Below are 26103 nucleotides of genomic sequence, written 5' to 3' on the forward strand. Positions count from 1 at the left end.
AATCCCCTGTGGGAGCGGGCTTGCTCGCGAAGGCGGAGTGTCAGCCGCCATCAATGTTGAATGTGCCAGCGCATTCGCGAGCAAGCCCGCTCCCACATTTGAACTGTATTACCAACTCAGGAATTGATTGCCATGAACTACACCAACCCAAGCAAGCTGCAAGCCGCGATCCTCGACTGGGCCGGCACCGTGGTCGATTTCGGTTCGTTCGCGCCAACGCAGATCTTCGTCGAAGCCTTCGCCGAGTTCGACGTTCAGGTGTCCATCGAAGAAGCCCGTGGCCCGATGGGCATGGGCAAGTGGGACCACATTCGTACCCTGTGCGACCAACCGCAGGTCGCCGAGCGTTATCGCAAAGCGTTCGGCCGCACCCCGACCGACGATGACGTGACCGCGATCTACAACCGCTTCATGCCGCTGCAGATCGAGAAGATCGCCGAGCACTCGGCGCTGATTCCCGGCGCGCTGGAAACCATTGCCAACCTGCGTCAGCAAGGGATCAAGATCGGTTCCTGCTCCGGCTACCCGAAACAGGTGATGGACAAGGTCGTGGCCCTCGCTGCCACTAACGGCTACGTTGCCGACCACGTGGTCGCCACCGACGAAGTGCCGAACGGTCGCCCATGGCCGGCCCAGGCCCTGGCCAACGTGATTGCGTTGGGCATCGATGATGTCGCGGCCTGCGTGAAGATCGACGACACCGTGCCGGGCATCCTCGAAGGCCGTCGCGCCGGGATGTGGACCGTGGCGCTGATCTGCTCGGGCAACGCGCTGGGCCTGGATTACGCCGGCTACCGGGCACTGGGCAGCGACGAACTGGCCAGCGAACGCAAACGCATCCACGCGCTGTTCGCCGACTCGCGCCCGCACTACATGATCGACACCATCAGCGACCTGCCGGAAGTGATTGCCGACATCAACAAGCGTCTGGCCAACGGTGAAATGCCGCAATCGAGCTGATTGCTTCTTTTGTCAAAACAACAAAAAACGCCAGGGTCTTCGCGACACTGGCGTTTTTTTATGGCTGAAGCCTTGAGTCAGCGCAGTGAAACTCCGATCAGCCTCAGGCAAATCCGCCAAAGCGGATTACAGTTAAAGCATGCCGTCGCACAAGAACGGCACGTGGCGACCCTGATCTGTGAGGAAACACCGTATGCCGTGGACAAGTTCCGAATCCCGCTACAGCACCGTGTCCGTGCTGCTGCACTGGCTGATGCTGGTCCTGTTGATCCTGGTGTATGCCAGCATGGAGTTGCGCGGGATTTTTCCCAAAGGCAGTGGCGGCCGCTCACTGATCCGCGAAGTGCACTACATGCTCGGCCTGACCGTGTTCGTGCTGGTGTGGTTTCGCCTCGTAGCGCGCAGCATCGGCCCGGCACCGAAAATCTTCCCGGCCTCGCCGCAGTGGCAAACCCTGCTGGCGCGGGTGATGCACTGGTTGTTGTACCTGTTCATGATCAGCATGCCGATTCTTGGCTGGCTGATTACCAGCGCCGAGGGGCATCAGGTGATGTTCTACGGTTTCGATCTGCCGTTGCTGGTTCATGAAGACAAGGCATTCGCCAAGCAGGTGGAGCACTGGCATGTGTTGATCGGCAATATCGGCTACTGGCTGATCGGCCTGCATGCGCTGGCGGGGCTTTATCACCATTATGTGGTGGGCGATAACACCTTGCTGCGGATGATGCCCAAGCGCGCGGAACGCTGAGGCCCAGTTTTGTCCATGCCTTGTGGTGAGGGGATTCATCCCCGATGGGGCGCGTAGCGGCCCTGAAAGAAAGGGCTGCTGCGCCGCCCATCGGGGATGAATCCCCTCGCTACAAAACCATTCACGCTAAATCCTGGTGAATCCGCGGCGCCCCTGCAAGCCACCGGTATGCAAGAAGATCAGCCGCGTGCCGTGCTCGAACCTGCCCGCTTCAACCTGCTGCTTCAGCGCCAATAACGCCTTGCCGGTGTACAGCGGCTCCAGCGGAACGCCGCTACTGCGCTCAGTGCTCTCGATGAACTCAAGCAACACCGGATCGACCTTGGCGAACCCGCCGCGGCTCGCGTCGAACAACGCGTAGTCCGCCACAGCAAGCCCCGACTCCTGAACAATCGCCTCAACCTGCGGTGTCACGCCATGATCCTCGGGCACCGCCAGAGCGCCGTACACCGGATGTGCACCCGCCTCGGCGAGCACCAGCCCCGCCAGGGTCGTCCCGGTGCCGCAGGCCAGCCACCAGCCGTGATAATCGCTCCAGGCCAATCCGGCCAATTGCGCGTTGACCTGCGCCTTCAGCGCCGCACAACCGAGCGCCCCGAGCAATCCGCCGCCGCCCTCCGGCACCGAATGAAAGTCCGGATACTGTGTCTGCCACGGCTGCCAGAACCCCGGCGCATGCCGATCCCGATAGCCGCCGAACCCCAGCCAGTGCAGTTGCATGCCGAACGCCTGCAGGTCCTCAACCGTGGGCGTCTGCTGTGGATGGCCACGCAAGAGCCCAACGGTTTCGAAACCCAGACGCTTGCCAGCCGCCGCCAGCGCATGCAGATGATTGGAATGCGCACCACCCAGGCTGATGATGCCCTGCGCGCCGGCGCGGTCGGCAGCCTTGAGGTGTTCGGTGAGTTTGAACCATTTGTTGCCGCTGATCAGCGGGTCGATCTGGTCGAGGCGCAGGATGGCGACCTCGATTCCGGCGTTGGTGAGCCAGTCGAGTTGAAGCAATTCGAGGGGGGCTTGGGGTAGCCAGTTGGCGGGGGGAAGAAGCATGGGCGACTGATCATTCGAGGCAGAGCCGGCATTCTAGTCGCTCACAGGACGCCATCGCGAGCAGGCTCACTCCTACAGGCTCCGCGGCATGCATATATTCTGCGAACACCACAAATCTACTGTGGGAGCGGGCTTGCTCGCGAATGCGGTCTGTCAGTCATTGCATAGGTCAACTGACACGACGCCTTCGCGAGCAAGCCCGCTCCCACATTGGAGATTTGTGGGGCTTAGAGTTCAGCAGCCAGACGCGAACCCTGGTTGATCGCGCGCTTGGCATCCAGCTCCGCCGCCACATCGGCGCCGCCGATCAAGTGCACATTCTGCCCCGCCGCGACCAGACCTTCCTGCAGATCGCGCAGTGGATCCTGGCCGGCGCAGATCACGATATTGTTCACCGCCAGCACTTGCGGCTCGCCGGTTTCGCCGATACGGATGTGCAGGCCTTCATCGTCGATTTTCAGGTATTCAACGCTGTTGAGCATCTGCACCTGCTTGTTCTTCAAGCCCGTGCGGTGAATCCAGCCAGTGGTCTTGCCCAGACCATCACCGACCTTGGTTTTCTTGCGCTGCAACAGGAACACTTCGCGAGCCGGCGCGTGCGGCGCTGCTTTGATCCCGGCCACGCCACCACGCGCTTCCAGATGGGTGTCGATGCCCCACTCTTTCCAGAACGCAGTGCGATCCAGACTGGTGGCCACGCCTTCGTGCACAAGGAATTCCGAGACATCGAAACCGATGCCGCCCGCGCCAATCACCGCGACGCGCTTGCCCACCGGTTTGCGCTCGAGGATCACGTCCAGGTAGCTCAGCACCTTGGCATTCTCGACGCCCGGAATCGCCGGCACGCGCGGCGCGATGCCGGTGGCGAGGATGATTTCGTCGTAACCGCCCTCGACCAGCTTCGCCACGTCGACGCGGGTGTTCAGGCACACCTCGACATTCGTGGTCTGCAGCTTGCGCTTGAAGTAGCGCAGGGTTTCGAAGAATTCTTCCTTGCCCGGCACACGCTTGGCGATGTTGAACTGGCCGCCGATTTCGCTGGCCGAATCGAACAGGGTTACCTGATGACCGCGCTCGGCGGCCACGGTCGCGGCGGACAGACCGGCAGGGCCGGCACCGACCACAGCGATTTTCTTGATCTGCTGCACCGGCAAATAGTTGAGCTCGGTTTCATGGCAGGCACGCGGGTTGACCAGGCAACTGGTGAGTTTGCCGCCGAAGGTGTGATCGAGGCACGCCTGGTTGCAACCGATGCAGGTGTTGATTTCGTCGGCGCGGCCTTCTGCGGCTTTGTTGACGAAGTCCGGATCGGCGAGGAACGGCCGTGCCATCGAGACCATGTCGGCATCGCCTTCAGCGAGGATCTGCTCGGCGATTTCCGGGGTGTTGATGCGGTTGGTGGTGATCAGCGGAATGTTCACCGAACCACGCAATTTGGCGGTGACCTTGCTGAACGCCGCGCGCGGCACCTTGGTGGCGATGGTCGGGATCCGCGCTTCGTGCCAGCCGATGCCGGTGTTGATGAGGGTCGCGCCGGCCTGCTCGATGGCTTTGGCCAGGGTCACAATCTCTTCCCAGCTGCTGCCGCCCTCGACCAGATCAAGCATCGACAAACGGAAAATGATGATGAAGTTCGGCCCGACCGCTTCACGTACGCGGCGGACGATTTCCACCGGCAGGCGCATGCGGTTTTCGTAACTGCCGCCCCAGCGGTCGGTGCGGTGGTTGGTGTGCGCGGCGAGGAACTGGTTAATGAAATAACCTTCCGAGCCCATAATTTCCACACCGTCATACTCGGCGCTCTGCGCCAGTACCGAACAGATGACGAAATCGCTGATCTGTTTCTCAATGCCCTCCTCGTCCAGCTCTTTGGGCTTGAACGGGTTGATCGGCGCCTGAATCGCACTCGGCGCGACCTGTTTCGGGCTGTAGGCATACCGCCCGGCGTGGAGGATCTGCATGCAGATCTTGCCGCCCGCCTCGTGCACTGCGCGGGTGACGATGCGGTGCTTGAGCGCTTCTTCCTCGGTGGTCAGTTTGGCTGCGCCGGAGTACACGCCGCCCTCATCGTTCGGGCCGATACCGCCGGTGACCATCAGGCCGACGCCGCCACGGGCACGCTCGGCGAAGTACGCCGCCATGCGTTCGAAGCCACCCGGTTTCTCTTCAAGGCCGGTGTGCATCGAGCCCATCAGGGTGCGGTTGCGCAGCGTGGTGAATCCCAGGTCCAGCGGGGCCAACAGGTGCGGGTAATGAGCGGCGGTCATCGGTAACTCCACAACGTGCGATCACGGAAATTGCGGGAGCTCTGCGTCCCCCGTCAGTCATGTTCGACAGACTAAGAGTCGCACTGCTGTCACTCAATGACCGAAACTGACAACTTATTGATCCAAATGCGCAGCGCCCCTTGGCAAGCGCAGGTATGCGCCCTACCCTAGTCGCCACACCCTGTACCCGGCTGTTGTTGGTTTTCATGCGCAAACTTCTGTATCTTTTTTTCTCCATGGCCATCGTTGCCGCCCTGACCACCTACGCCATGTGGGCGGCGGACCGGCCGGCGGGGCATTACCTGTCGGACCTGCGCATCAAACTTGCGGTCGATCAGGGCACGCCCGCCGACCGTGGCAATCTGCTGGGCATCCAGCCGGAACTGTTTCCCACCGACTACCAAAGCCCGGAACGCCTGCACCGCAAACTCGCGGCCTATCTGCAGCAGGCCCAGGATCAGGGGCTGCTGAACGAAAAAACCGTGGTGGTACTGCCCGAGCATGTCGGCACTTGGCTGATGATCAGCGGCGAGAAAGACGAGCTCTACCAGGCGCCGACCCTCGTCGAAGCGATGAACTGGCTGGCGGCGAGCAATCCGTTGCTGTTCGCCCGCGCCTGGCTCACTGCCAAGGGCGAAAATCGCCTCGACGACGCGCATCTGCGGATGAAGTCCAAAGCCATGGCCAAGGATTACCAGACGTTATTCGGTGGTCTGGCCAAGGAATTCCACGTCACACTGGTGGCCGGTTCCATCGTCCTGCCCGAACCGAGCATTCGTGATGGCCAACTCAGGCCCGGCAGCGGCGCGCTGTTCAACAGCAGCGTGGTGTTCGGTAGCGATGGCGTACCGCTGGGCCAGCCACAGCGGCAGATGCACCCGATCTTCGAACAGCGCGATGTGATCGAGGGCGACGACGCCCACGCGATCAACGTGATCGAGACCCCGGCCGGGCGTCTGGGTGTGCTGATCGGCAGCGACAGCTGGTACCCCGACAACTATCGCCGACTCGACGAGCAAGGCGCGCAACTGGTGGCGGTGCCGGCCTTCGTCGTCGGTCACGGTGCGTGGGATCAGCCGTGGGCCGGTTACAAGGGTTCGAGCACACCGGGGTCGGTCAGCCTCAAGCCCGGGGAAATCAGTGAAAGTCAGGCCTGGCATCGCCTGACGCTGACCGCGCAGCCGCCGAGCAGTCGCGCGATTGCTGGCATGAGTGTGTTCCTGCGCGGCCAGTTCTGGGACAAGCCCGGTTCGGGGCAAAGCTTCCTCAGCAGCAACGGCCAGCAATTCGCCGATGGCGAAGCCCGTGGCGCGCGTCTGCTGAACATCTGGTTGTAAGCCATGAAGCCGCTGCCGATGCGTCTGGGGGATCTGTCGGTAGGTTTCGTGCATAGCCTCGCTGATGCCGTGCGCAGCCAAGGTGCCGATCCGCAACCGCTGCTCGAACAATATGGGCTGGATGCTGCGCGACTGGCCGAGGCCGGCGCGCGGTTGTCGATTCCGCGCTACATGCGTCTGGGGCACAGCGCGATTCAGTTGACCGGCGATCCGGCACTGGGCTTGCGCATGGGCCAGCTCAGCCGTTTGAGTCAGGCCGGGCTCGCCGGGGTCACTGCCGCGCAGGCGCCGACCGTGCGCGAGGCCGCCCGTTGTCTGATCCGCTTCGAGCCGCTGTACGGCTCCAACTATCGCGGGCAGTCGAGTTTTCACGAAGACGCTCATGGCGCGTGGCTGCGCTTCTATTCGATCAGCCCGTACAACGCCTATAACCGTTTTGTAGTGGATTCGATCATCGCCGGCTGGTTGCATCAACTGTCCAGCGTCGGTCGCGAGCCACTGCGCGCCGAGCGCATCGAGATCGAATTTGACACGCCGGACTATCGCGACGCCTACAACGTCTTGGGCGACTGCCCAATCCAGTTCGGCGCTGAGCGCAATCAATTGCGCCTGAACCTGAACAGCCTCGCACAGCGTAATCCCGAGCACTGTCCGAGTACCTGGCGGCATCTGCTGCAATTGTGTGAACGGGAACTGGAGCAACTGACCCGCACCCGCAGCCTGCGCGAACGCATCACTCAGCTGCTGGGGCCGTTGCTCAATGGTGGCCGGGAACCCGACCTGGAAGAAGTGGCGGCGCGCCTGAAGCTGCCGACCTGGACCTTGCGGCGCAAACTGGCCGAGGAAGGCACGCAGTTTCGCGCGATCCTCAATGACACCCGCCGTGATCTGGCGATGACCTACATCCGCGACACCGAACTGGCGTTCGGCGAGATCGCCTACCTGCTGGGCTTTGCTTCAGCCGAGGCGTTTCAACGCGCCTTCAAGCGCTGGAGCGGCCAGACCCCCGGCGAGTTTCGCCGCAGTCACCGCAAAACCGCCTGACACCTTACAACTCGGTGGCGTCTTCGGCCGGCTCTGGCTGATCCAGTTCATACGCCTGGTATTCGAGCAGTTCTTCTTGATAGTCGTCCATCGTGTGATCCCCCTGCTGCCCGTTTGAAAAATAGCCCGGTCAACTGACCAGTGCCTCGAGCCTATCGTGCCCGTATGAAGGAAAAGTGACATCCCGCCTTCATGAATAAAACGTAGCAGGTGGTCAGGAATTTATCGCAGGATTTTTGTCGGGGGAATGTAACGAGATTTGAGTACACCACAAAACAAATGTGGGAGCGGGCTTGCTCGCGAAAGCGCAGTGTCAATCAACATATACATTGACTGATACTCCGCTTTCGCGAGCAAGCCCGCTCCCACAGGAGGGCTGCGCGCAGCTTATTGCATCGCCGGAATCGGCTCCGATGGCGGCGGGATATTGGTCGGGTTGGCCGGCGGCGTGATCGTTTCGGTAGCCGGTGCAGGCTCTGCACTCGGTGCCGGGGTGATCGGCGCTGACTCGGCCGGCGGCACCACTGGCTCAGAACCCGTTGGCGTCGGCGCAACCGGAGCGGGGGCCGGGGTCGCTGCCGGCGTCATGTTTTGGGCAGGCTCGACAATCCCGGCTGGCGGCGGTGCAGGCGTTGCCTCTACCGCCGGTGCAGGTGTAACCGGCGCTACAGCGGCAGGCTTGGGCTCAGGCACACCGAGATCGGTCTTGGGTTTTTCTTCGATGTGCGCGGCTTTCTTCGCATCGGCTGGCAGGAACAACTCAACCAGCGTGAAGAACCGCTCGTAGAACTTCTGCGAGGTCACGGTTTCGCTGGCGACCTTGACCATCGAATCGTCCGACGAACCGATCGGCATCGACACCGAACCCAATACGCCAACCCCGAGACTGGCAGAGTTGTTGGTCTTCTTCAGCGCATAGCGATCCTGCAGGGCATTGGCGAACACCGTGGCATGGTGCTTGGAGCTGCCATCTTCGGTACACACCACATTGAAGCTGATCTCCATGTGGGTTTCACCGGTTTGCTGGAAGCTTTTGTGGCCACTGATCAGTTTCGGGTCACTGCTGGTGATGATGTAGCCCTGGCTGAGCAACGCACGACGGGCCGCCTCGCAACTCGCGGTGTCGGCCACCGGATAATTGCGCGAGAACGTGCCGGAATCATCGAAGTTCTCATGCTCATAGATCGGCTTGTCCTTCGAACAGCCAGCAACAGCGGTCAACAACAGCGCCAACCCAACGACACGCATGGGAGTTGAAATCAACATTGAACATCCTGAGGAAAAACAGTCCGGGGCGTATTGTGCAACAGAACGTGGCCCTGCGGCGCATGGATTGTGTCTTAAAGCCGTTACAACCCTATTGACCCTTGATTGCCGGAAAAAGTCGCAGCGACAAGTGATCGATGAAGACGCGCAATTTGGCGGTGGCATGGCGACTGGAGGGCCACAATACCCAGAACTGACCGGTGTGCTGCATATAGGCATCCAGCACTCGCTGCAAGCGCCCCTGCGCCACATCCTCATGGGTCATGAAATCCGGCAGGCAGGCGATACCCATCCCTGCCAGCGCCGCATGATGGACGGCTTCGATGGAGGTAGTGACCAGCCGCGTCGGCAAGCTCGGCTCCGGCGCGCCCTCCTCGCCAATCAATGGCCATGGCTCCAGCTTGCCAGTGGCATGAAAGGTGTGCCGCAAGCAGGCGTGCTCCGCCAGATCGGCGGGAATTTGCGGCACGCCGTGCTGTTGCAGATACAGCGGGCTCGCCACCAGCACCATGTGAAACTCGCCCAAGGGCCGCGCCATCAGGCGTGAATCACGTGGTTGACCGGTACGAATCACCGCATCAAAGCCCTCCTCGACCACGTCGACCATGCGATCAGTCAGGTCCAGATCCAGCTCGATCTGCGGGTACAGCGCCATGAACTCATTCATCACCGGCATTACCAGGCCGTGCACCTGCGGCAGGCTGATGCGCAGTTTGCCATGGGGCTGCGAGGCGGAATCGCAAAGTTCGAACTCGGCGGCTTCCACCTCGGCAAGAATTTTGCGACAGCGTGCGAGGAACAGCGCGCCCTCGCTGGTCAGGGTGATGCTGCGGGTGGTGCGATGAAACAGCCGCACGCCCAATCGCGCCTCCAGCCGGGCGATACTTTTGCCCACCGCTGAAGACGACACGCCCTGCAGCCGCCCAGCCTCGGTAAAACTGCGGGTCTCGGCGACCTGAACAAACACCGAAATACTGCCCAGACTGTCCATTCCGCCCCTCCGATTCACGACATCCATGTCCGATATGTTCGGAACCGTAACCCATTTTTCTCCAATGCGCAGCGCCCTAGCCTATGGCCTTCACCCACTTCGGCACATGGACGCTGACTCATGAACGACGCACAACTGACCTCGGCCCTCACCCAGCCAGTCGACACCCGCGAACGATTGCCCCTCGGCGCCCTGCTGGCCCTGGCCACCGCCGGTTTCATCACGGTGCTGACCGAAGCCATGCCCGCCGGCCTGCTGCCACAAATGAGCGCGGGGCTGAATGTCTCCCAGGCACTGATCGGGCAACTGGTCACCCTGTACGCCATTGGCTCGATGCTCGCAGCCATTCCGCTGACCATCGTCACCCGCAGCTGGCGTCGTCGGCCATTGCTGCTGTCAGCCATCGGCGGCTTCGCCATCGCCAACAGCATCACCGCCCTGTCGGAATGGTACTGGCTGACTTTGACCGCACGCTTGCTCGCCGGGATATTTGCCGGGCTGCTGTGGGCGTTGCTGGCAGGCTACGCCAGCCGCATGGTTGCCCCACACCTGCAAGGCCGGGCGATCACCGTCGCCATGCTTGGCGCGCCGCTGGCACTCTCGCTGGGCATCCCGGCCGGCACACTACTCGGCACGCTGATCGGCTGGCGCCTGAGCTTCGCCATCATGACTGCGCTGACGCTGTTGCTGGTGATCTGGGTGCGCTGGCAAGTGCCGGACTTTGCCGGAGAACACGCAGGAAAACGCCTGCCCCTACGTCAGGTCTTCACCCTGCCCGGCGTACGCTCGGTGTTGTTCGTGACCTTGACCTACGTGATCGCCCACAACCTGCTGTACACCTACATCGCACCGTTCCTGCAACCGTCAGGACTGGCCAGCGATATCGACCGGGTGCTGCTGGTGTTCGGCCTCGCCTCAGTGCTGAGCCTGTGGATCGTCGGCAGCCTGATCGATCACTGGCTGCGCGAACTGATGCTGATCAGCACGGTGCTGTTCATGCTCTCCGCCATCGCCTTGGGCATATGGCGAGAATCGGCGACCGTGGTCTACCTCGCCGTCGCCGTGTGGGGTCTGGCGTTTGGTGCGATGCCTTCGCTGCTGCAGACTGCCTCGGCGAAAACCGCTGGAGAGGCTGCCGATACGGCGCAATCGATGCTGGTGACCCTGTGGAATGTCGGGATTGCCGGGGGTGGTTTGGCGGGTGGTTTGCTGCTGGGGAGTCTGGGGGTTGGGGGGTTTCCGTGGATTGTTGTGGGGTTGCTGGTTTTGACCTTGAGTGCGGTGCTGAGGGCGAGGGGCTATGGGTTTGTGTGATTGGGATGTTTGTCTGTGAGGGGCTGGGCGGCTAGTCGGCCGTCTTCGCTGGCAAGCCAGCTCCCACAATTGATCTGCGGATAGTCAGTTAGAGACAGGCCGGCTCGTAGGCCGCCATCGCCGGCAGGCCAGCTCCCACAGTAGCGCAAAAGCCGAACGCATGCTCTTCACCACTCAAATGGCCGAGTGTCAGCTCGCCGAAAGCTCTTGATCTTGCCGTGCCGGCCCCATCGGCAGGCTGAGTGGAGGGGTTTATCCGGGGGAAGGAGCGCAGCGACGTTTGGCGAAGCCAAACACATCGAGAGGAGGTGCAGCGAAGCAAACCGGAGGCGATGCCCCCGGATGAATCCCGTAACGAAGGAACCCGAGCCACGGCGAGGGCCGAACGCCGGGGCCAAGCCTTTTGGGTTACCTTTTCGGCGTCTGGAAAAGGTGACTCGCTGTAAGAGCGAAACCGCCAGCGGCAGCACCCGAAGCAACGGATATACACCCAAATCTCAACCATAAAAAAAGCCCCGACCATAAGATCGGGGCTTTCCAGTTACCACTCAGTCAACCATCAATACCGCTTGATGTCCGCCTGACTCTCCAACTGCTTACGGAACGCCGCAAAATCCTGCTGACCTTCACGCGAAGCCAGGAAACGACGGTACTGCGCCTTCTCTTCATCAGTCGGCGCTACTGCTTCATTCACACCGTCCAGACGCACAATCATCAGACTACCGTCCTGCAAGGTCACGCTGCTGAACGTCGGCTTGCCCTTGGCTGCCGGTTTCGGCATGCGGAACAACGCCTGCAGCACAGTCGGGTCAACCCCTTCCTGAGCACGGGTCGCCGCCGTCACAACCTTCCAGTTCTGGCCGTCAACCGCCTTGTCCAGTGCAGTCTTGCCATCGCGCAGACCAGCAATCAACTGGTCAGCCTTGGTCTTGGCCGCAGCGCTGGCGTGCTCTTTGGTCAGTTGGGCACGGATCGCCGTGTTCACCGCTTCGAGTGGCAACTGCTCAGGCTTCAGATGTTCCTTGGCGCGCAGCACGACCACGGTTTCCGGGTCCAGCTCGATACCGGTGCTGTTGGCGTTTTCTTCCAGCACTTCCTGACTGAACGCAGCCGTCACCACCGCGCGGTTGGCGGCGATGCCTTCGCCACCTTCACGGCCGAACGGCTTGGAGGTGTGCACAGTCAGTTTCAGATCTGCCGCAGGCTGGGCCAGGTCAGACGCTTCGAACGCCGAGTCTTCCAGTTGCTTGGTCGCCTCGACAAAACGCTGCTCGACCTGTTGAGTCTTCAGCTCGCGGGTCAACTTGTCTTTCAGGCTGGCCAGGGTCGGAACTTCCGGCGCTTCAACACCCAGCAGCTTGATCAGGTGGTAACCGAAGTCGGTACGCACCGGCTCGGACACCTGGTCCTTGTGCAACGAGTACAGGGCTTTTTCGAAAGCTGGGTCATAGACGCCAGGACCGGCGAAACCGAGGTCACCGCCATTGTTGGCCGAACCCGGATCCTGCGAGAACTCCTTGGCCAGCGCTTCGAATTTCTCGCCCTTGGCCAGACGCGCCTGGACCTCTTCGATCTTCGCCTTGGCCTGAGCGTCGGTGGTCTTGTCGTTGACTTCGATCAGGATGTGCGCCGCACGACGCTGTTCCGACAGGTTGGCGATCTCTTTCTGATACGCCGCCTGCAGGTCTTCATCCTTGACCGCAACCTGGTCGAAGAACGAAGACTTCTTCAGCTCGACATAATCGACGACCACTTGCTCAGGGGTCATGAACTCCTTGGCGTGCTCGTCGTAGTAAGCCTTGACCTCATCGTCGGTCAGCTTGACCGCGGCCGGGTCGGCCTTGACGTTCAGCGAAGCAAAATCGCGGGTCTGTTTTTCCAGACGGGCAAATGCCAGCACTTCGGCGTCGGTGACGAAGCCGCTACCGGCAACACCGGCGCGCAACTGACCGATCAGCATTTCCTGAGCCAGCATCTGGCGGAATTGCATGCGGGTGTAGCCCAGTTGACGAATCACCTGGTCGAAGCGCTCGGAGCTGAACTTGCCGTCCACCTGGAATTCAGGGGTCTGCAGGATCACCTGATCCAGTGCACCTTCGGAGAAAGCGAATTTCGATTGTTCTGCGCCTTGCAGCAGCAGCTTGCGATCGATCAGGCCCTTGAGGGCCGATTCGCGGAGCATTTTTTCGTCAAGCAAGGAAGCATCGAAGTCCTTGCCCAGTTGTTGCATCAGCTGACGGCGTTGCATGTCAACGGCCTGGCTCAGCTCGTTCTGGCTGATTTCTTCACCATTGACCTTGGCCGCATCGTTGGTGTGCGTCGTGGCCTTGAAAATGGCATCGAAACCGGTCAGAGCCATCAGTGCAACGATGACCCCGATAATGGTCTTGGCAATCCAGCCTTGTGAATTGTCCCTGATATTCTGCAGCATGCGTCCCCCAGAAACGGTTGAACTTCAAAAATTAGGCAACCGTGGAGCGTGGGTAGAATCCGGATAGAAGAAAGGCGCATCCGAGGATGCGCCTTCTCGTAACTGGCGGAGCGGACAGGGCTCGAACCCTCGATCCCGGCGTTACAGGCGGCTGTTCCAGCGACCTGCTCTACCGCTCCGCTGCCAAGTCAGGCATGACCCCGACCCGGATGGGTAAAAACCTGAAACAAACTAACTTAGTTAACAGCTTCTTTCAGTGCTTTACCGGCTTTGAAACCTGGCTTTTTAGCAGCAGCGATTTGCAGCGTCTTGCCGGTCTGTGGGTTACGACCAACGCGAGCTGGACGATCAGTCACGGAGAAAGTGCCGAAACCAACCAGAACAACGGAGTCGCCAGCCTTGAGAGCGCCAGTGACGGATTCGATTACAGCGTCCAGCGCACGGCCAGCAGCAGCTTTCGGGATATCAGCGGATGCAGCGATAGCATCAATCAGTTCCGACTTGTTCACTCTAAGTCCCCTTATATCTATTTTGAGATGATTCTAAGTTTTTTGGTGAAAGCAAAAACGAGTGCTGAATGGCCTACAGACACTTAAGAGCCGCTTTATAACAAGGGCTCTAAAAAGCTGTCAAGGAAGCCCCCCAGGCAAAAACGTATTAATGCGTGCTAATTCTTTCCTTTGAATCAGACTCACGTTTTTCGTCCTTGGAAACTATCTCCGGAGCCACATCCGGCAAGGGCTCCGGCGCGTATTGCAGCGCAATTTGCAGGACCTCGTCAATCCATTTAACCGGTTTAATCTGCAGATCCTGCTTGATATTGTCAGGAATCTCCTTCAGATCGCGCACGTTCTCTTCCGGAATAATCACAATCTTGATTCCGCCACGGTGAGCCGCGAGCAGTTTTTCCTTCAGACCACCAATCGCCAACACTTGGCCACGCAGGGTAATTTCGCCGGTCATGGCGACATCGGCGCGCACCGGAATCCCGGTCAAGGCTGACACCAGTGCCGTGCACATGCCCACACCCGCGCTAGGACCGTCCTTCGGGGTCGCCCCTTCCGGCATGTGAATGTGCGTGTCGCGCTTCTCGTGGAAGTCCAGCGGAATGCCCAGGCTTTTGGCACGGCTGCGCACAACGGTCAGCGCCGCAGTGATCGATTCGACCATTACATCGCCCAGCGAACCGGTCTTGATCAGCTGACCTTTACCCGGCACCACAGCCGCTTCGATGGTCAGCAATTCACCGCCCACCTGCGTCCACGCCAGGCCAGTCACCTGACCGATCTGATCCTGTTGCTCTGCCAGACCGTAGCGGAATTTACGCACGCCGAGGAAATGCTCCAGCAGGTCAGCTGTCACTTTTACCGAGAAACGTTTTTCCAGCGCATGTTCTTTCACGGCCTTGCGGCAGACTTTGGCGATCTGACGTTCGAGGCCACGCACACCGGCTTCACGGGTGTAGTAACGGATGATGTCGCGGATCGCTTCCTCGTCGAATTCCAGCTCACCCTTCTTCAGACCATTAGCGGCAATCTGCTTGGGCGACAGGTACTTGACGGCGATGTTGATCTTTTCGTCTTCGGTGTAGCCCGGCAGACGAATGACTTCCATCCGGTCCAGCAATGCCGGCGGGATGTTCATCGAGTTCGAGGTGCACAGGAACATCACATCGGACAGGTCGTAATCGACTTCCAGATAGTGATCGTTGAAGTTGTGGTTCTGCTCCGGATCGAGCACTTCCAGCAACGCCGACGCCGGGTCGCCACGCATGTCGCTGCCCATTTTGTCGATTTCATCGAGCAGGAACAGCGGGTTGCGTACGCCCACCTTTGTCATCTTTTGAATCAATCTTCCTGGCATCGAACCAATGTAAGTCCGACGATGACCACGAATTTCCGCTTCATCACGCACGCCACCAAGGGCCATACGCACAAATTTACGGTTAGTGGCGTGGGCAATCGACTCTGCCAGCGAGGTCTTACCCACGCCAGGAGGACCCACCAGGCACAGCACCGGGCCACGGATCTTCTTCACGCGCTTCTGCACGGCGAGGTATTCAAGGATGCGCTCCTTGACCTCTTCGAGACCGTAGTGATCGGCGTCGAGAATGTCTTCAGCACGCGCCAGGTCGAGGCGTACCTTGCTTTGCGCCTTCCACGGCACCTGCACCAGCCAGTCGATGTAGGAGCGCACCACGGTGGCTTCAGCGGACATCGGCGACATTTGCTTGAGCTTGTTCAGCTCGGCGGTGGCTTTGGCCAAGGCATCTTTCGGCAGGCCGGCAGCATCGATGCGCTTTTTCAGCTCTTCGATTTCATTGTGACCTTCGTCACCGTCGCCCAGCTCTTTCTGAATGGCCTTCATCTGCTCATTCAGGTAGTACTCGCGCTGGCTGCGCTCCATTTGCTTTTTGACGCGGCCGCGAATGCGTTTTTCAACTTGCAGCAGATCGATTTCGGCATCCAGCAAGGCGAGCACGTGCTCGACCCGGGCCGACAGATCGATGATTTCGAGGATTTCCTGTTTCTGCTCGATCTTCAGCGCCATGTGCGCGGCCATGGTGTCAACCAGGCGACCAGGCTCATCGATGCTGTTGAGCGACGACAGGACTTCAGCCGGGACTTTCTTGCCCAACTGCACATATTGTTCGAACTGCGACAGCAGGCTGCGCACGAACACTTCGGATTCGCGCTCGGCGGCGTCGACTTCGTCGATCAGCGAGACTTCGGCGCGGCAATGCCCGTCGACTTCGCTGAAGCGCTCTACAGCACCGCGCTGCTCACCTTCGACCAGAACCTTGACGGTGCCGTCCGGCAGCTTCAGCAGCTGCAACACAGTGGCGATAGTACCTACGCGATAGAGAGCGTCTTCACCGGGATCATCGTCAGCCGGGTTTCTCTGGGCCAGCAGCAGGATCTGCTTGTCGCCCGTCATCGCGGCCTCGAGGGCTTCGATGGATTTCTCGCGCCCCACGAACAGCGGGATAACCATGTGCGGATAAACCACGACATCACGCAATGGCAGGAGAGGCAATTCGATGGTTGTCTTCATGATTTCGCCTCTACGGCGGCCATATGGCCGTAATCAGATGGAATTAAACTTGAAACCAAGATGGGGGCTGCCTTGAAAAAAAACAAGCGCAAAGCGGATGTAAAAAACGACATAAAAAAAAGAGGCCCGAAGGCCCCTTCTTTGTTCCGGCAGTGTGGACGCTTACGCGTCCGGCGCTGCCTTGGCCGTCGGCTCACTGTTTTCGTAGATATACAGTGGCTTGGACTTGCCTTCAATCACGCTTTCATCGATGACGACTTTGCTCACTTCAGACTGCGAAGGGATTTCGTACATCGTGTCGAGCAGCACACCTTCGAGAATCGACCGCAGGCCACGGGCACCGGTTTTACGTTCCAGGGCACGCTTGGCGACCGATTTCAGTGCGTCGGTCCGGAACTCCAGATCCACGCCTTCCATCTCGAACAGCTTGGCATACTGTTTGGTCAGAGCATTTTTCGGCTCGGTGAGGATCTGCATCAACGCAGCCTCGTCGAGCTCGTCCAGCGTCGCAAGAACCGGCAGACGACCGACAAATTCCGGGATCAGACCGAACTTGACCAGATCGTCAGGCTCGACTTCACGCAGGGATTCACCGACTTTCTTGCCTTCTTCCTTGCTGCGCACTTCTGCGTTGAAACCGATGCCGCCCTTGGTGGAACGGTTTTGGATAACCTTTTCCAGACCAGAGAACGCACCACCGCAGATGAACAGGATGTTACGGGTGTCGACCTGCAGGAATTCCTGCTGCGGATGCTTGCGACCACCTTGCGGTGGAACGGAAGCGACCGTGCCTTCGATCAACTTGAGCAAGGCCTGCTGCACGCCTTCACCGGAAACATCGCGGGTGATCGACGGGTTGTCGGACTTGCGGGAAATCTTGTCGATTTCGTCGATATAGACAATGCCCATCTGGGCCTTTTCCACGTCGTAATCGCACTTTTGCAGCAATTTCTGAATGATGTTCTCGACATCTTCACCTACGTAACCGGCCTCGGTGAGGGTGGTTGCGTCAGCGATGGTGAACGGAACGTTCAGCAGGCGGGCCAGTGTTTCGGCCAGCAGGGTTTTACCGGAGCCTGTCGGGCCGATCAGCAGGATGTTGCTCTTGCCGAGTTCGACGTCGTCAGCCTTCTTGTCACGCTGATTCAGGCGCTTGTAGTGGTTGTACACCGCTACGGCCAGAACCTTTTTCGCACGCTCCTGACCGATTACATACTGGTCAAGGATGCCGCTGATTTCTTTAGGCGAAGGCAATTTATGCGCGCTGCTTTCGGCCTGTGCTTCCTGCACCTCCTCGCGGATGATGTCATTGCACAGGTCGACGCACTCGTCGCAGATAAAGACCGAGGGGCCGGCAATCAATTTGCGCACTTCATGCTGGCTTTTGCCACAGAAGGAGCAATAGAGCAGCTTGCCGTTGTCCTCGCCGTTGCGGGTGTCAGTCATTCGTTCGATCCAAATCCGATAGGCTTGCAACACAAGATGAAGGCTATTGCGGGCTTTTTCAAGCCCGCTGGTGGTCGGACCTGCCGACCCACCTTATTTTGAGCTGCTTATTTTACGCAGGACGCTGGTTGATGACTTCGTCGATCAGGCCGTATTCCTTCGCAGCTTCTGCACTCATGAAGTTGTCGCGGTTAGTGTCACGCTCGATTTCTTCAAGCGTACGACCGCTGTGCTTGGCCATCAGCGTGTTCAGACGCTCGCGAATGAAGAGGATTTCCTTGGCATGGATTTCGATATCCGAGGCCTGGCCCTGGAAACCGCCCAGTGGCTGGTGAATCATCACACGCGAGTTCGGCAGGCAGAAACGCTTGCCTGGAGCACCGGCCGTCAGCAGGAATGCACCCATGCTGCACGCCTGACCAATGCACGTCGTCGAGACGTTTGGCTTGATGAACTGCATGGTGTCGTAGATCGACATGCCCGCTGTCACCGAACCGCCCGGGGAGTTGATATAGAGATGGATGTCCTTGTCCGGGTTTTCCGCTTCAAGGAACAGCAATTGCGCACAGATCAGGTTGGCCATGTAGTCCTCTACAGGACCCACCAGAAAAATGACGCGCTCCTTCAGAAGGCGCGAGTAGATGTCATAGGCGCGCTCGCCACGAGCAGATTGCTCGACAACCATCGGGACCAGGCCGCCAGCGGCCTGGATATCAGAGTTCTGCTGAATATACGAATTACGGAACATGCTCTGCAGTCACTCCCAAATAGTTATGTCTTGAATACGCATAAGCCAGCTCGAAGGCTGGCTTATGTGTGTACTTCTTAACGCAAAAACAATCAGTCGGCTTTTGGAGCTTCTACCGGCTTGACCGCTTCTTCGTAAGAGACCGATTTGTCGGTCACGCTAGCTTTCTGCAGAACAGTATCCACAACTTGTTCTTCCAGCACAACCGAACGAACTTCGTTCAGTTGCTGCTCGTTCTTGTAGTACCAGGACACGACCTGCTCAGGTTCCTGGTAAGCCGAAGCCATTTCCTGAATCATTTCGCGAACGCGGGCTTCGTCAGGCTTCAGGTCGAATTGCTTGACCACTTCGGCCACGATCAGACCCAGCACTACACGGCGCTTGGCTTGCTCTTCGAACAGCTCGGCCGGCAGTTGGTCAGGCTTGATGTTGCCACCGAACTGCTGAACAGCCTGCACACGCAGACGGTCAACTTCGTTGGACAGCAGAGCCTTCGGCACTTCGATCGGGTTGGTGGCCAGCAGACCGTCCATTACCTGATTTTTTACCTTGGACTTGATGGCCTGACGCAGCTCACGCTCCATGTTCTTGCGAACTTCGGTGCGGAAACCGTCGATGCCGCTTTCCTTGATGCCGAATTGAGCGAAGAACTCTTCGTTCAGCTCTGGCAGCTTCGGCTCGGACACGGTGTTTACAGTCACGGTGAACTCGGCGGTTTTGCCGGCCAGGTCCAGGTTCTGATAGTCCTCAGGGAAGGTCAGGTTCAGAACGCGCTCTTCGCCCGCTTTAGCACCCACCAGGCCTTCTTCGAAGCCCGGGATCATGCGACCGGAACCCAGCACCAGCTGAGTGCCTTTGGCCGAGCCGCCAGCGAAGGCTTCGCCGTCAACCTTGCCAACGAAATCAATGTTCAGCTGGTCTTCGTTCTGAGCGGCACGATCGGCCACTTCAAAACGGGTGTTCTGCTTGCGCAGGATGTCCAGCATCTTGTCCAGATCGGCGTCAGCCACTTCAGCGCTCAGACGCTCGACAGTGATGCCGTCGAAACCGGCAACGGTGAACTCAGGGAACACTTCGAATACGGCAACGTATTCCAGGTCTTTGCCAGCTTCCAGCGACTTCGGCTCGATCGAAGGCGAACCGGCAGGGTTCAGCTTCTGCTCAACCACGGCTTCGTAGAAGGAGGACTGGATGACATCACCAACAGCTTCCTGACGAGCGTCAGCACCGAAACGGCGCTTGATTTCGCTCATTGGCACTTTGCCTGGACGGAAGCCAGCAATCTTGGCCTTTTGGGCAGTCTGCTGCAGACGCTTGTTGACCTGGCTCTCAATGCGCTCAGCCGGCACGGTGACGCTCATGCGGCGCTCAAGAGCAGTAGTATTTTCAACAGAAACTTGCATGGATATTCCTCGTTGCACAGACGTTAGCCGGCCGTTTCCGACCCCAGAATCAAGGGCATGCATTCTAGTGGGTCAAACTCAAGAAGTCACCCTACTGAAAACGGGTAAAAAAACAGCAGGCCATTTATAGGTGTGAATGCAGCAATGCACTCCACCTCGAAGACGAATAAAGACCATCACGCCAAGGCTCTGCTTCAACCGCTTCTATATATAGAAGAGACTGCGAGCCATCTCCCTGACGGCTGATCCCGCGAACATGGCCGGCGGTCGGCACACTGACAGCAAGCCCCTGAACACGACGAAACGCCCTGCCCTTCGACCCGAAACGCTGCGCGACAAACCACCAGCCGTAAAACAAAAAAGGCGCCAGACTGTTAAATCTGGCGCCTTTCGAAATATGGGGTGGACGATGGGGATCGAACCCACGACAACGGGAGTCACAATCCCGTGCTCTACCAACTGAGCTACGCCCACCATATTGCGTCACAAAAAAGCCATTCAACTTCTTTGCTGAACTTCATCAGACCTGCGGCATGAATGAAGCTTTAATTGGTGCGGATGAAGAGACTCGAACTCTTACGCCTCGCGGCGCTGGAACCTAAATCCAGTGTGTCTACCAATTCCACCACATCCGCAGATGAAGCTTTTTAAAGCAAAGGCGCCAGACTGTTACATCTGACGCCTTTCGAAATATGGGGTGGACGATGGGGATCGAACCCACGACAACGGGAGTCACAATCCCGTGCTCTACCAACTGAGCTACGCCCACCATATCGCGCTACTTGTGCCAAAGCTGCCTAATGGCGCACCCGGCAGGACTCGAACCTGCGACCATCCGCTTAGAAGGCGGATGCTCTATCCAGCTGAGCTACGGGCGCCTTATTAATCTGTACTCTTGGAGGACTACAAACTAAATGCTTTCCAGCTTCGCAGAACGCTAATTCCGCTCGACCTTCTTAACCAGTGCTAGGCTGTGCCCGACAAGTGCGACGAATAGTATAGAGCGCTCCCAAGGTCGTCAAATCCTTTTTGAAAAAAATTCATTTAATTAAAGGAGTTAGGGGAATTTGCTGACCAAGCGCCTTTGCCCTCACCGTCTGACATGCGAGAATGCGTTCTCTTTTTTTCCCCTCTCGATGGTTAATCACGCGCAATGACTGCACAACTAATCGACGGCAAATCGATCGCCGCCAGCCTGCGCCAGCAGATCGCCCAACGAGTTGCCGAGCGTCGCCAGCAAGGCCTGCGCACTCCCGGCCTCGCGGTGATCCTGGTCGGCAGCGATCCTGCCTCTCAGGTTTATGTCTCGCACAAGCGTAAAGACTGTGAAGAGGTCGGCTTCCTCTCTCAAGCCTACGACCTGCCTTCCGAAACCACTCAAGAAGCGCTGACCGATCTGATCGATCGCCTCAACGACGACCCGGCCATCGACGGCGTGCTGCTGCAACTGCCGCTGCCCGAGCACCTGGACGCCTCCAAACTGCTGGAGCGCATTCGCCCGGACAAAGACGTCGATGGCTTCCATCCTTATAACGTCGGTCGCCTGGCCCAGCGCATTCCGTTGCTGCGTCCGTGCACCCCAAAAGGCATCATGACCTTGCTGGAAAGCACCGGCGTTGACCTTTATGGTCTGGATGCGGTGGTGGTGGGTGCGTCCAACATCGTCGGCCGCCCGATGGCGATGGAACTGCTGCTGGCCGGTTGCACCGTGACCGTCACCCACCGCTTCACCAAGGACCTGGCCGGCCACGTCGGTCGCGCTGATCTGGTGGTGGTCGCCGCCGGTAAGCCGGGACTGGTCAAGGGTGAGTGGATCAAGGAAGGCGCGATCGTGATCGACGTCGGCATCAACCGTCAGGACGACGGCAAGCTGGTCGGTGACGTGGTGTATGAAACCGCCCTGCCCCGCGCTGGCTGGATCACTCCGGTTCCCGGCGGCGTTGGCCCGATGACCCGTGCCTGCCTGCTGGAAAACACCCTCTACGCGGCAGAAACCCTGCACGCCTGAGACGTTTTTCCGCAATAAAAGAACCCCGCCTTGTGCGGGGTTTTTCGTATCTGAGAAAAAACACTAACCGTTCGCCGGAAACCCCTCTTTTTACAGGCCTTTTCACGAGATTTTCAGGTCATTCAAACAACCATCGACAGATCTTCAGCCATACTCCTAGAATGCGACGCTTTGAAGAAATAACCCGTTACAAACTAACGGAATATCCAACCTTTATGAGTTCGCCCGCGTGAAAATTCGTCTTTCGATCCTGAGCCTGTTATTTGCTGTTTCAGGCACATTCGTCACGCCAACGGTCAACGCCGCAGAAACCACCGCCGCGCCACGCGACGCTTCACAACTGAAGATCGCCTCCGGCAGCGCCCTGCTTATGGATTTGCAGACCAATAAAGTCATCTATTCGAGCAACCCGGATGTGATCGTGCCGATCGCCTCGGTGAGCAAATTGATGACCGGACTGGTCGTGGTTGAAGCGCACCAGAACATGGACGAATGGATCGACGTCGACATCAGCCATACGCCGGAAATGAAAGGCGTGTTCTCCCGAGTCAAACTGAAGAGTGAACTGCCGCGTCGCGAGATGCTGCTGATTGCCCTGATGTCCTCGGAAAACCGTGCGGCCGCCAGCCTCGCGCATCACTATCCAGGCGGTTACGCCGCGTTCATCGCCGCAATGAACGCCAAGGCCAAAGCGCTGGGCATGACCAATACGCACTATGTCGAGCCGACCGGGTTGTCGGAACGCAACGTGTCCACCGCCCGCGACTTGAGCAAACTGCTGGTGGCCGCTAGCAAGCATCCGATCCTCAGCGAGCTGACCACCACCAAGGAAAAAACCGTAGCGTTCCGCAAACCCAATTACACCCTGGGTTTCCGCAACACCGATCACCTGGTGAACAAGGCTGACTGGGACATCAAGATCACCAAAACCGGCTTCACCAACCCGGCGGGTCATTGCCTGGTGCTGGTGACGCGAATGAGCAACCGCCCGGTTGCCCTGGTGATTCTCGATGCGTTCGGCAAGTACACGCATTTTGCCGATGCCAGCCGTATCCGCAGCTGGATGGAAACCGGTCGTAGCGCCAGCGTCCCGGCAGTTGCGCAGCAATACAAGGCCGAGAAAAACCTCAAGTCGCGCCAGAGCGGCGTGGTCGAAGCCTCCAAGTAATTAGAAATATCCAACTGAGGCGAGGGAGCTTGCTCCCGCTGGGGCGCGTAGAGGACCTTCTTTTTTAACAGAAAAGGCCTGCTGCGCAGTCCAGCGGGAGCAAGCTCCCTCGCCACAGAGTTATTCAGCCAGTGGTTAAATACCCGTTATTCAATCATTGGGTAACGGCATTTTGTCGTCGTCCGGAATGCCGTCACCAGCGCTCGGATCTGGCGTCAGCACATTAGGTCGCGCCAGCGGATCGCGCAGCGGGCTGTCCGGATCCAGCACAGGGTCCACGTCGTCCTCAGGCGTGGTCGGCACGCTGTCCGGTTTTTTATCGTCGAAGCTGGAATCGGTACTCATACGCACCTCACTTCATGGTTTCAGATCGGCCAACGGATCATAGGGCTTGGCCGGTCGCTGGCTGTCGTCGTCCGGTTGCACGTCTCGCGGCGCCTTGGCGGGGCCGACCGGATCAACTTGCGGATCGTCGAGATCCGGTGAATCCGGATCGAAACCCAGATCATGACCGGACGAATGCTCGCTTGAGTGTGGGCCTTTCGGGGATGGGGAATCTGCCATGCTCGCCTCCTGATTCACCCGCACATTCGGGCTCTATCAGTGAGAGGCCTGCCGGGCGTGAGGGTGCCCGGCAGATGACGAACGGAGTCTTAATGTGCGGCCAAGGCCTTTCTGGCTTGCGCCGCTTCACGTTCCTGCCCGGCCTGCGCCAGCTCGTCCGCGGCCTTGAGCCAGCGCTGGCGGTCGACTTCGGCAGGAATCTGCGACGGCTTCTGGATCAGTACCGCCCAGCCGCCGGATTTTTCGAAGGCGGATTCAAAGGAACTGAAACTCATCAGTTCGCGGCGATTCATCCCGGCGCGCAACAGCACCTTCTGTTTCAGCCGGTCATAACCGGAAAGGATCGCGTAACGCGGTTCAGCCCAGAACGCCGAGCCTTCACTAAAGCGCACCATCACCGGATAACCGGCCGCCACCTGAGTCAACAAGGCAGGCAGGTTCTTGTCCAGCGGGTAGACCACCATGCCGTAATCACGGGCCAGGTTCTGCAGATTCTGCTGCAACTGATCCTGTGCCCCCGGCAGATGCAACGGTTTTTCCAGCAAGCCCGGGGTGATCATGATGCCTTGCTGCGACAACAGGCTGGCCAGCACTTGCGGACCACTTTGATTGGCTTCGCCGCGATAGAACGTGCGGCTGAGTTCGACCCGTTCCGGCAGACGCTTGACCTGCGGCGCGACACTGCCCGCACACCCTGCCAACACCGCCGCGCAACCGGCCACCAGCAACGCCCCTCGCAATCGAGAAAATACCTGCACCATCATCACTCTCGTCAGACGCCGGTCATCGTGTTCCGGCAACGCCTGCGATCATAGGGCGACGCACGCCTGCGGTATAGCCTTAAACCGCAGACTGATCGTTTGCATAGAGCGAACTGATTGGTCATTACCGACCTTTGGTCAATAGTCTGAAACACCCCATTGTCTAGACTGTCACTGAAACAGAGCGAATTGAAAAAGTGAGTGCCCGACGCAGGGCAAAGAGGAGGCACTGATGAGCCTGACCATGACTATCGTAATGCTGATCGCCGGCTGGCTGGCCGTGGCCACTGCCATGTTGTGGGGCGTGCTGCGGATTTCGCGGCGCCACCATCACCCGCAGCCACCTGTGGCGGTCGAAAAACCGCAAAAGCACAACGCACGGCACGCGACCGCACATTGATACTGCAAACGTTGATACTGCAAACGTTCCGCCCATAAAAAAGCCCCCTGAACGCTTGGCGCTCAGGGGGCTTTTGGCTGGTCAGCGCTTACGCCTGCTGAGCCAGCTTCTTCTGCTTAGCCCGACGCGACATCATGTTCAGCACCTCAATCGCTGCCGAGAACGCCATGGCCGCGTACACATAACCTTTCGGTACGTGGGCGCCGAAGCCTTCGGCGATCAGCGTCATGCCGATCATGATCAGGAAGCCCAGCGCGAGCATCACCACCGTCGGGTTGTCGTTGATGAACTTGGCCAGCGGTTCAGCCGCAAACAGCATCACCATTACCGAGACCACCACTGCGATCACCATGATCGGCAAGTGCTCAGTCATGCCCACTGCAGTAATGATGCTGTCGATGGAGAACACCATGTCCAGCATCAGGATCTGACCGATCGCAGCCGCAAAACCCAGGGTCACGGTCGATGTTGCGGATTTCGGGTCTTCCGGTGCCGGGTCCATGCTGTGATGAATCTCGGTCGTGGCTTTCCACACCAGGAACAGACCACCGGCAATCAGGATCATGTCCTTCCAAGAGAACGCCTGGCCCATGATTTCGATCACAGGGGCAGTCAACTGCACGATGAAGGCGATGGTGCTCAACAGAGCCAGACGCAGAATCAGCGCCATGCCAATACCGATGCGCCGCGCCTTCTGCCGATGCTGCACGGGCAGTTTGTTGGTCAGGATCGAAATAAAGATCAGGTTATCGATGCCGAGCACGATTTCCATCACCACCAGTGTGGCCAAAGCAACCCAGGCGGCGGGGCTGGCGGCGAGTTCTAACAGATATTCCATGGGTCAGTCCTGACTCTGTGTAAGACGGTTTAGATGGTCTTGGAGGAAGATTCGGATTTTTCCGCATCTTTTTCCGGTGTTTCTTTTTTCTCGATCAGGCCGCCGGTGGCGTCGCTGAGTGCTTGTTCAGCAGCTTTGTGCGTATCGTCGATCGCCTGTTTGGCGCTTTCGGCGGCCTTGCCCATCAACTGCTGGGCGCTTTTCTCGGCCTGATCGCAACCGGCCATAAGCAGTAAAGACGTAAACATCAACGCTGGAATTGTGTATTTCATGGGACTTCCTTCGAATGAACAGACAGGGTCACA

At 58.9% G+C, this 26103-nt stretch carries 23 protein-coding genes and 4 tRNA genes; 8 read left to right on the plus strand and 19 right to left on the minus strand.

All coding sequences use genetic code 11. The annotated features are described in order from the left end of the window. The first annotated feature begins 132 nt into the window (after positions 1-132). Positions 133-960, plus strand: a complete 828-nt coding sequence (gene phnX / locus M0808_RS18095; RefSeq protein WP_007961173.1) for a phosphonoacetaldehyde hydrolase — start codon at positions 133-135, stop codon at positions 958-960. Between the two features lie 193 nt (positions 961-1153). Beyond that, complete coding sequence (locus tag M0808_RS18100) at positions 1154-1708, plus strand: cytochrome b (RefSeq protein WP_134785965.1); 555 nt, start codon at positions 1154-1156, stop codon at positions 1706-1708. Positions 1709-1834: 126 nt separating this feature from the next. Here M0808_RS18100 and M0808_RS18105 read toward each other — a convergent pair whose 3' ends face one another. Together M0808_RS18105 and M0808_RS18110 are read right to left on the minus strand one after the other, a co-directional pair. After that, on the minus strand, positions 1835-2758 hold the full coding sequence (locus tag M0808_RS18105; protein WP_247842057.1) for a pyridoxal-phosphate dependent enzyme: 924 nt from the start codon (positions 2756-2758) through the stop codon (positions 1835-1837). A 227-nt stretch (positions 2759-2985) separates the two neighbouring features. After that, complete coding sequence (locus tag M0808_RS18110; RefSeq protein ID WP_247842058.1) at positions 2986-5025, minus strand: NADPH-dependent 2,4-dienoyl-CoA reductase; 2040 nt, start codon at positions 5023-5025, stop codon at positions 2986-2988. A gap of 206 nt (positions 5026-5231) precedes the next feature. On the opposite strand from M0808_RS18110, the gene M0808_RS18115 reads away from it, so the two are divergent. Together M0808_RS18115 and M0808_RS18120 are read left to right on the plus strand one after the other, a co-directional pair. Next, complete coding sequence (locus tag M0808_RS18115) at positions 5232-6362, plus strand: carbon-nitrogen hydrolase family protein (RefSeq protein WP_247842059.1); 1131 nt, start codon at positions 5232-5234, stop codon at positions 6360-6362. A 3-nt stretch (positions 6363-6365) separates the two neighbouring features. Further along, a complete protein-coding gene (locus M0808_RS18120; RefSeq protein WP_247842060.1) occupies positions 6366-7406 on the plus strand; it encodes an AraC family transcriptional regulator in 1041 nt (346 codons plus the stop codon). A 387-nt stretch (positions 7407-7793) separates the two neighbouring features. Here the strand turns inward: M0808_RS18120 and M0808_RS18125 are convergent, their stop codons facing one another. Next, a complete protein-coding gene (locus tag M0808_RS18125; RefSeq protein ID WP_247842061.1) occupies positions 7794-8672 on the minus strand; it encodes a DUF2242 domain-containing protein in 879 nt (292 codons plus the stop codon). 91 nt (positions 8673-8763) lie between these two features. Further along, positions 8764-9663 (minus strand): LysR family transcriptional regulator, encoded by a 900-nt coding sequence (locus M0808_RS18130; protein WP_247842062.1) that lies wholly within the window; start codon positions 9661-9663, stop codon positions 8764-8766. Positions 9664-9783: 120 nt separating this feature from the next. Here M0808_RS18130 and M0808_RS18135 point away from each other — a divergent pair, with 120 nt between their 5' ends. Then, complete coding sequence (locus tag M0808_RS18135) at positions 9784-10977, plus strand: MFS transporter (RefSeq protein WP_247842063.1); 1194 nt, start codon at positions 9784-9786, stop codon at positions 10975-10977. Between the two features lie 559 nt (positions 10978-11536). Here M0808_RS18135 and M0808_RS18140 read toward each other — a convergent pair. From M0808_RS18140 to M0808_RS18185, 10 genes are all read right to left on the minus strand, one after another. Next, the gene (locus M0808_RS18140) at positions 11537-13408 is read right to left on the minus strand and encodes a SurA N-terminal domain-containing protein (RefSeq protein ID WP_247842064.1); all 1872 of its coding nucleotides are present in this window, start codon (positions 13406-13408) and stop codon (positions 11537-11539) included. 236 nt (positions 13409-13644) lie between these two features. Then, complete coding sequence (locus tag M0808_RS18145) at positions 13645-13917, minus strand: HU family DNA-binding protein (protein WP_008077714.1); 273 nt, start codon at positions 13915-13917, stop codon at positions 13645-13647. 148 nt (positions 13918-14065) lie between these two features. Next, a complete protein-coding gene (lon, locus tag M0808_RS18150) occupies positions 14066-16462 on the minus strand; it encodes an endopeptidase La (protein WP_003223634.1) in 2397 nt (798 codons plus the stop codon). Between the two features lie 162 nt (positions 16463-16624). Further along, positions 16625-17908: an ATP-dependent Clp protease ATP-binding subunit ClpX gene (gene clpX, locus M0808_RS18155; RefSeq protein ID WP_003223632.1), complete on the minus strand. Its 1284-nt coding sequence runs from the start codon at positions 17906-17908 to the stop codon at positions 16625-16627. Positions 17909-18020: 112 nt separating this feature from the next. After that, a complete protein-coding gene (gene clpP / locus M0808_RS18160) occupies positions 18021-18656 on the minus strand; it encodes an ATP-dependent Clp endopeptidase proteolytic subunit ClpP (RefSeq protein WP_007951559.1) in 636 nt (211 codons plus the stop codon). 92 nt (positions 18657-18748) lie between these two features. After that, the gene (tig, locus tag M0808_RS18165; protein ID WP_027614582.1) at positions 18749-20059 is read right to left on the minus strand and encodes a trigger factor; all 1311 of its coding nucleotides are present in this window, start codon (positions 20057-20059) and stop codon (positions 18749-18751) included. Between the two features lie 398 nt (positions 20060-20457). Next, a tRNA-His gene (locus M0808_RS18170) sits at positions 20458-20533 on the minus strand. Positions 20534-20609: 76 nt separating this feature from the next. Further along, positions 20610-20694 (minus strand) — tRNA-Leu (locus tag M0808_RS18175). 58 nt (positions 20695-20752) lie between these two features. After that, a tRNA-His gene (locus tag M0808_RS18180) sits at positions 20753-20828 on the minus strand. 32 nt (positions 20829-20860) lie between these two features. After that, a tRNA-Arg gene (locus M0808_RS18185) sits at positions 20861-20937 on the minus strand. A gap of 275 nt (positions 20938-21212) precedes the next feature. Between M0808_RS18185 and folD the strand changes: the two genes are divergently transcribed. Both folD and pbpG read left to right on the plus strand, forming a co-directional pair. Next, on the plus strand, positions 21213-22067 hold the full coding sequence (gene folD / locus M0808_RS18190; RefSeq protein WP_003223627.1) for a bifunctional methylenetetrahydrofolate dehydrogenase/methenyltetrahydrofolate cyclohydrolase FolD: 855 nt from the start codon (positions 21213-21215) through the stop codon (positions 22065-22067). Between the two features lie 229 nt (positions 22068-22296). After that, positions 22297-23235: a D-alanyl-D-alanine endopeptidase gene (pbpG, locus tag M0808_RS18195; RefSeq protein WP_247842065.1), complete on the plus strand. Its 939-nt coding sequence runs from the start codon at positions 22297-22299 to the stop codon at positions 23233-23235. A gap of 150 nt (positions 23236-23385) precedes the next feature. Here the strand turns inward: pbpG and M0808_RS18200 are convergent, their stop codons facing one another. From M0808_RS18200 to M0808_RS18210, 3 genes are all read right to left on the minus strand, one after another. After that, the gene (locus M0808_RS18200) at positions 23386-23580 is read right to left on the minus strand and encodes a hypothetical protein (RefSeq protein ID WP_047291581.1); all 195 of its coding nucleotides are present in this window, start codon (positions 23578-23580) and stop codon (positions 23386-23388) included. A gap of 12 nt (positions 23581-23592) precedes the next feature. Beyond that, positions 23593-23799, minus strand: a complete 207-nt coding sequence (locus tag M0808_RS18205) for a DUF6021 family protein (protein ID WP_047597456.1) — start codon at positions 23797-23799, stop codon at positions 23593-23595. Between the two features lie 89 nt (positions 23800-23888). After that, positions 23889-24560, minus strand: a complete 672-nt coding sequence (locus tag M0808_RS18210; RefSeq protein WP_247842092.1) for a peptidase C39 family protein — start codon at positions 24558-24560, stop codon at positions 23889-23891. 244 nt (positions 24561-24804) lie between these two features. On the opposite strand from M0808_RS18210, the gene M0808_RS18215 reads away from it, so the two are divergent. Further along, positions 24805-24960: a hypothetical protein gene (locus M0808_RS18215; protein WP_179353273.1), complete on the plus strand. Its 156-nt coding sequence runs from the start codon at positions 24805-24807 to the stop codon at positions 24958-24960. Positions 24961-25048: 88 nt separating this feature from the next. Here the strand turns inward: M0808_RS18215 and M0808_RS18220 are convergent, their stop codons facing one another. Together M0808_RS18220 and M0808_RS18225 are read right to left on the minus strand one after the other, a co-directional pair. Next, positions 25049-25798, minus strand: a complete 750-nt coding sequence (locus M0808_RS18220; protein WP_027613902.1) for a TerC family protein — start codon at positions 25796-25798, stop codon at positions 25049-25051. Positions 25799-25827: 29 nt separating this feature from the next. Continuing rightward, positions 25828-26070 carry a hypothetical protein gene (locus M0808_RS18225; protein ID WP_007965379.1) on the minus strand — a complete coding sequence of 81 codons (243 nt, stop codon included), beginning with the start codon at positions 26068-26070 and terminating at the stop codon, positions 25828-25830. Positions 26071-26103 lie beyond the last annotated feature (33 nt).

The organism is Pseudomonas sp. MWU12-3103b, assembly GCF_023100615.1.
In the GTDB taxonomy this organism is placed as follows: Bacteria; Pseudomonadota; Gammaproteobacteria; order Pseudomonadales; family Pseudomonadaceae; genus Aquipseudomonas; species Aquipseudomonas putida_A.

Coding starts and splice junctions, on each gene's coding strand:
- clpX (WP_003223632.1), bottom strand. CDS start 17,908: ATGACTGACACCCGCAACGGCGAGGACAACGGCAAGCTGCTCTATTGC.
- M0808_RS18130 (WP_247842062.1), bottom strand. CDS start 9,663: ATGGACAGTCTGGGCAGTATTTCGGTGTTTGTTCAGGTCGCCGAGACC.
- M0808_RS18105 (WP_247842057.1), bottom strand. CDS start 2,758: ATGCTTCTTCCCCCCGCCAACTGGCTACCCCAAGCCCCCCTCGAATTG.
- folD (WP_003223627.1), top strand. CDS start 21,213: ATGACTGCACAACTAATCGACGGCAAATCGATCGCCGCCAGCCTGCGC.
- M0808_RS18225 (WP_007965379.1), bottom strand. CDS start 26,070: ATGAAATACACAATTCCAGCGTTGATGTTTACGTCTTTACTGCTTATG.
- clpP (WP_007951559.1), bottom strand. CDS start 18,656: ATGTTCCGTAATTCGTATATTCAGCAGAACTCTGATATCCAGGCCGCT.
- M0808_RS18100 (WP_134785965.1), top strand. CDS start 1,154: ATGCCGTGGACAAGTTCCGAATCCCGCTACAGCACCGTGTCCGTGCTG.
- M0808_RS18115 (WP_247842059.1), top strand. CDS start 5,232: ATGCGCAAACTTCTGTATCTTTTTTTCTCCATGGCCATCGTTGCCGCC.
- lon (WP_003223634.1), bottom strand. CDS start 16,462: ATGAAGACAACCATCGAATTGCCTCTCCTGCCATTGCGTGATGTCGTG.
- M0808_RS18220 (WP_027613902.1), bottom strand. CDS start 25,798: ATGGAATATCTGTTAGAACTCGCCGCCAGCCCCGCCGCCTGGGTTGCT.
- M0808_RS18140 (WP_247842064.1), bottom strand. CDS start 13,408: ATGCTGCAGAATATCAGGGACAATTCACAAGGCTGGATTGCCAAGACC.
- M0808_RS18215 (WP_179353273.1), top strand. CDS start 24,805: ATGACTATCGTAATGCTGATCGCCGGCTGGCTGGCCGTGGCCACTGCC.
- M0808_RS18110 (WP_247842058.1), bottom strand. CDS start 5,025: ATGACCGCCGCTCATTACCCGCACCTGTTGGCCCCGCTGGACCTGGGA.
- M0808_RS18200 (WP_047291581.1), bottom strand. CDS start 23,580: ATGAGTACCGATTCCAGCTTCGACGATAAAAAACCGGACAGCGTGCCG.
- M0808_RS18210 (WP_247842092.1), bottom strand. CDS start 24,560: ATGGTGCAGGTATTTTCTCGATTGCGAGGGGCGTTGCTGGTGGCCGGT.
- phnX (WP_007961173.1), top strand. CDS start 133: ATGAACTACACCAACCCAAGCAAGCTGCAAGCCGCGATCCTCGACTGG.
- M0808_RS18120 (WP_247842060.1), top strand. CDS start 6,366: ATGAAGCCGCTGCCGATGCGTCTGGGGGATCTGTCGGTAGGTTTCGTG.
- M0808_RS18205 (WP_047597456.1), bottom strand. CDS start 23,799: ATGGCAGATTCCCCATCCCCGAAAGGCCCACACTCAAGCGAGCATTCG.
- M0808_RS18125 (WP_247842061.1), bottom strand. CDS start 8,672: ATGTTGATTTCAACTCCCATGCGTGTCGTTGGGTTGGCGCTGTTGTTG.
- M0808_RS18135 (WP_247842063.1), top strand. CDS start 9,784: ATGAACGACGCACAACTGACCTCGGCCCTCACCCAGCCAGTCGACACC.
- tig (WP_027614582.1), bottom strand. CDS start 20,059: ATGCAAGTTTCTGTTGAAAATACTACTGCTCTTGAGCGCCGCATGAGC.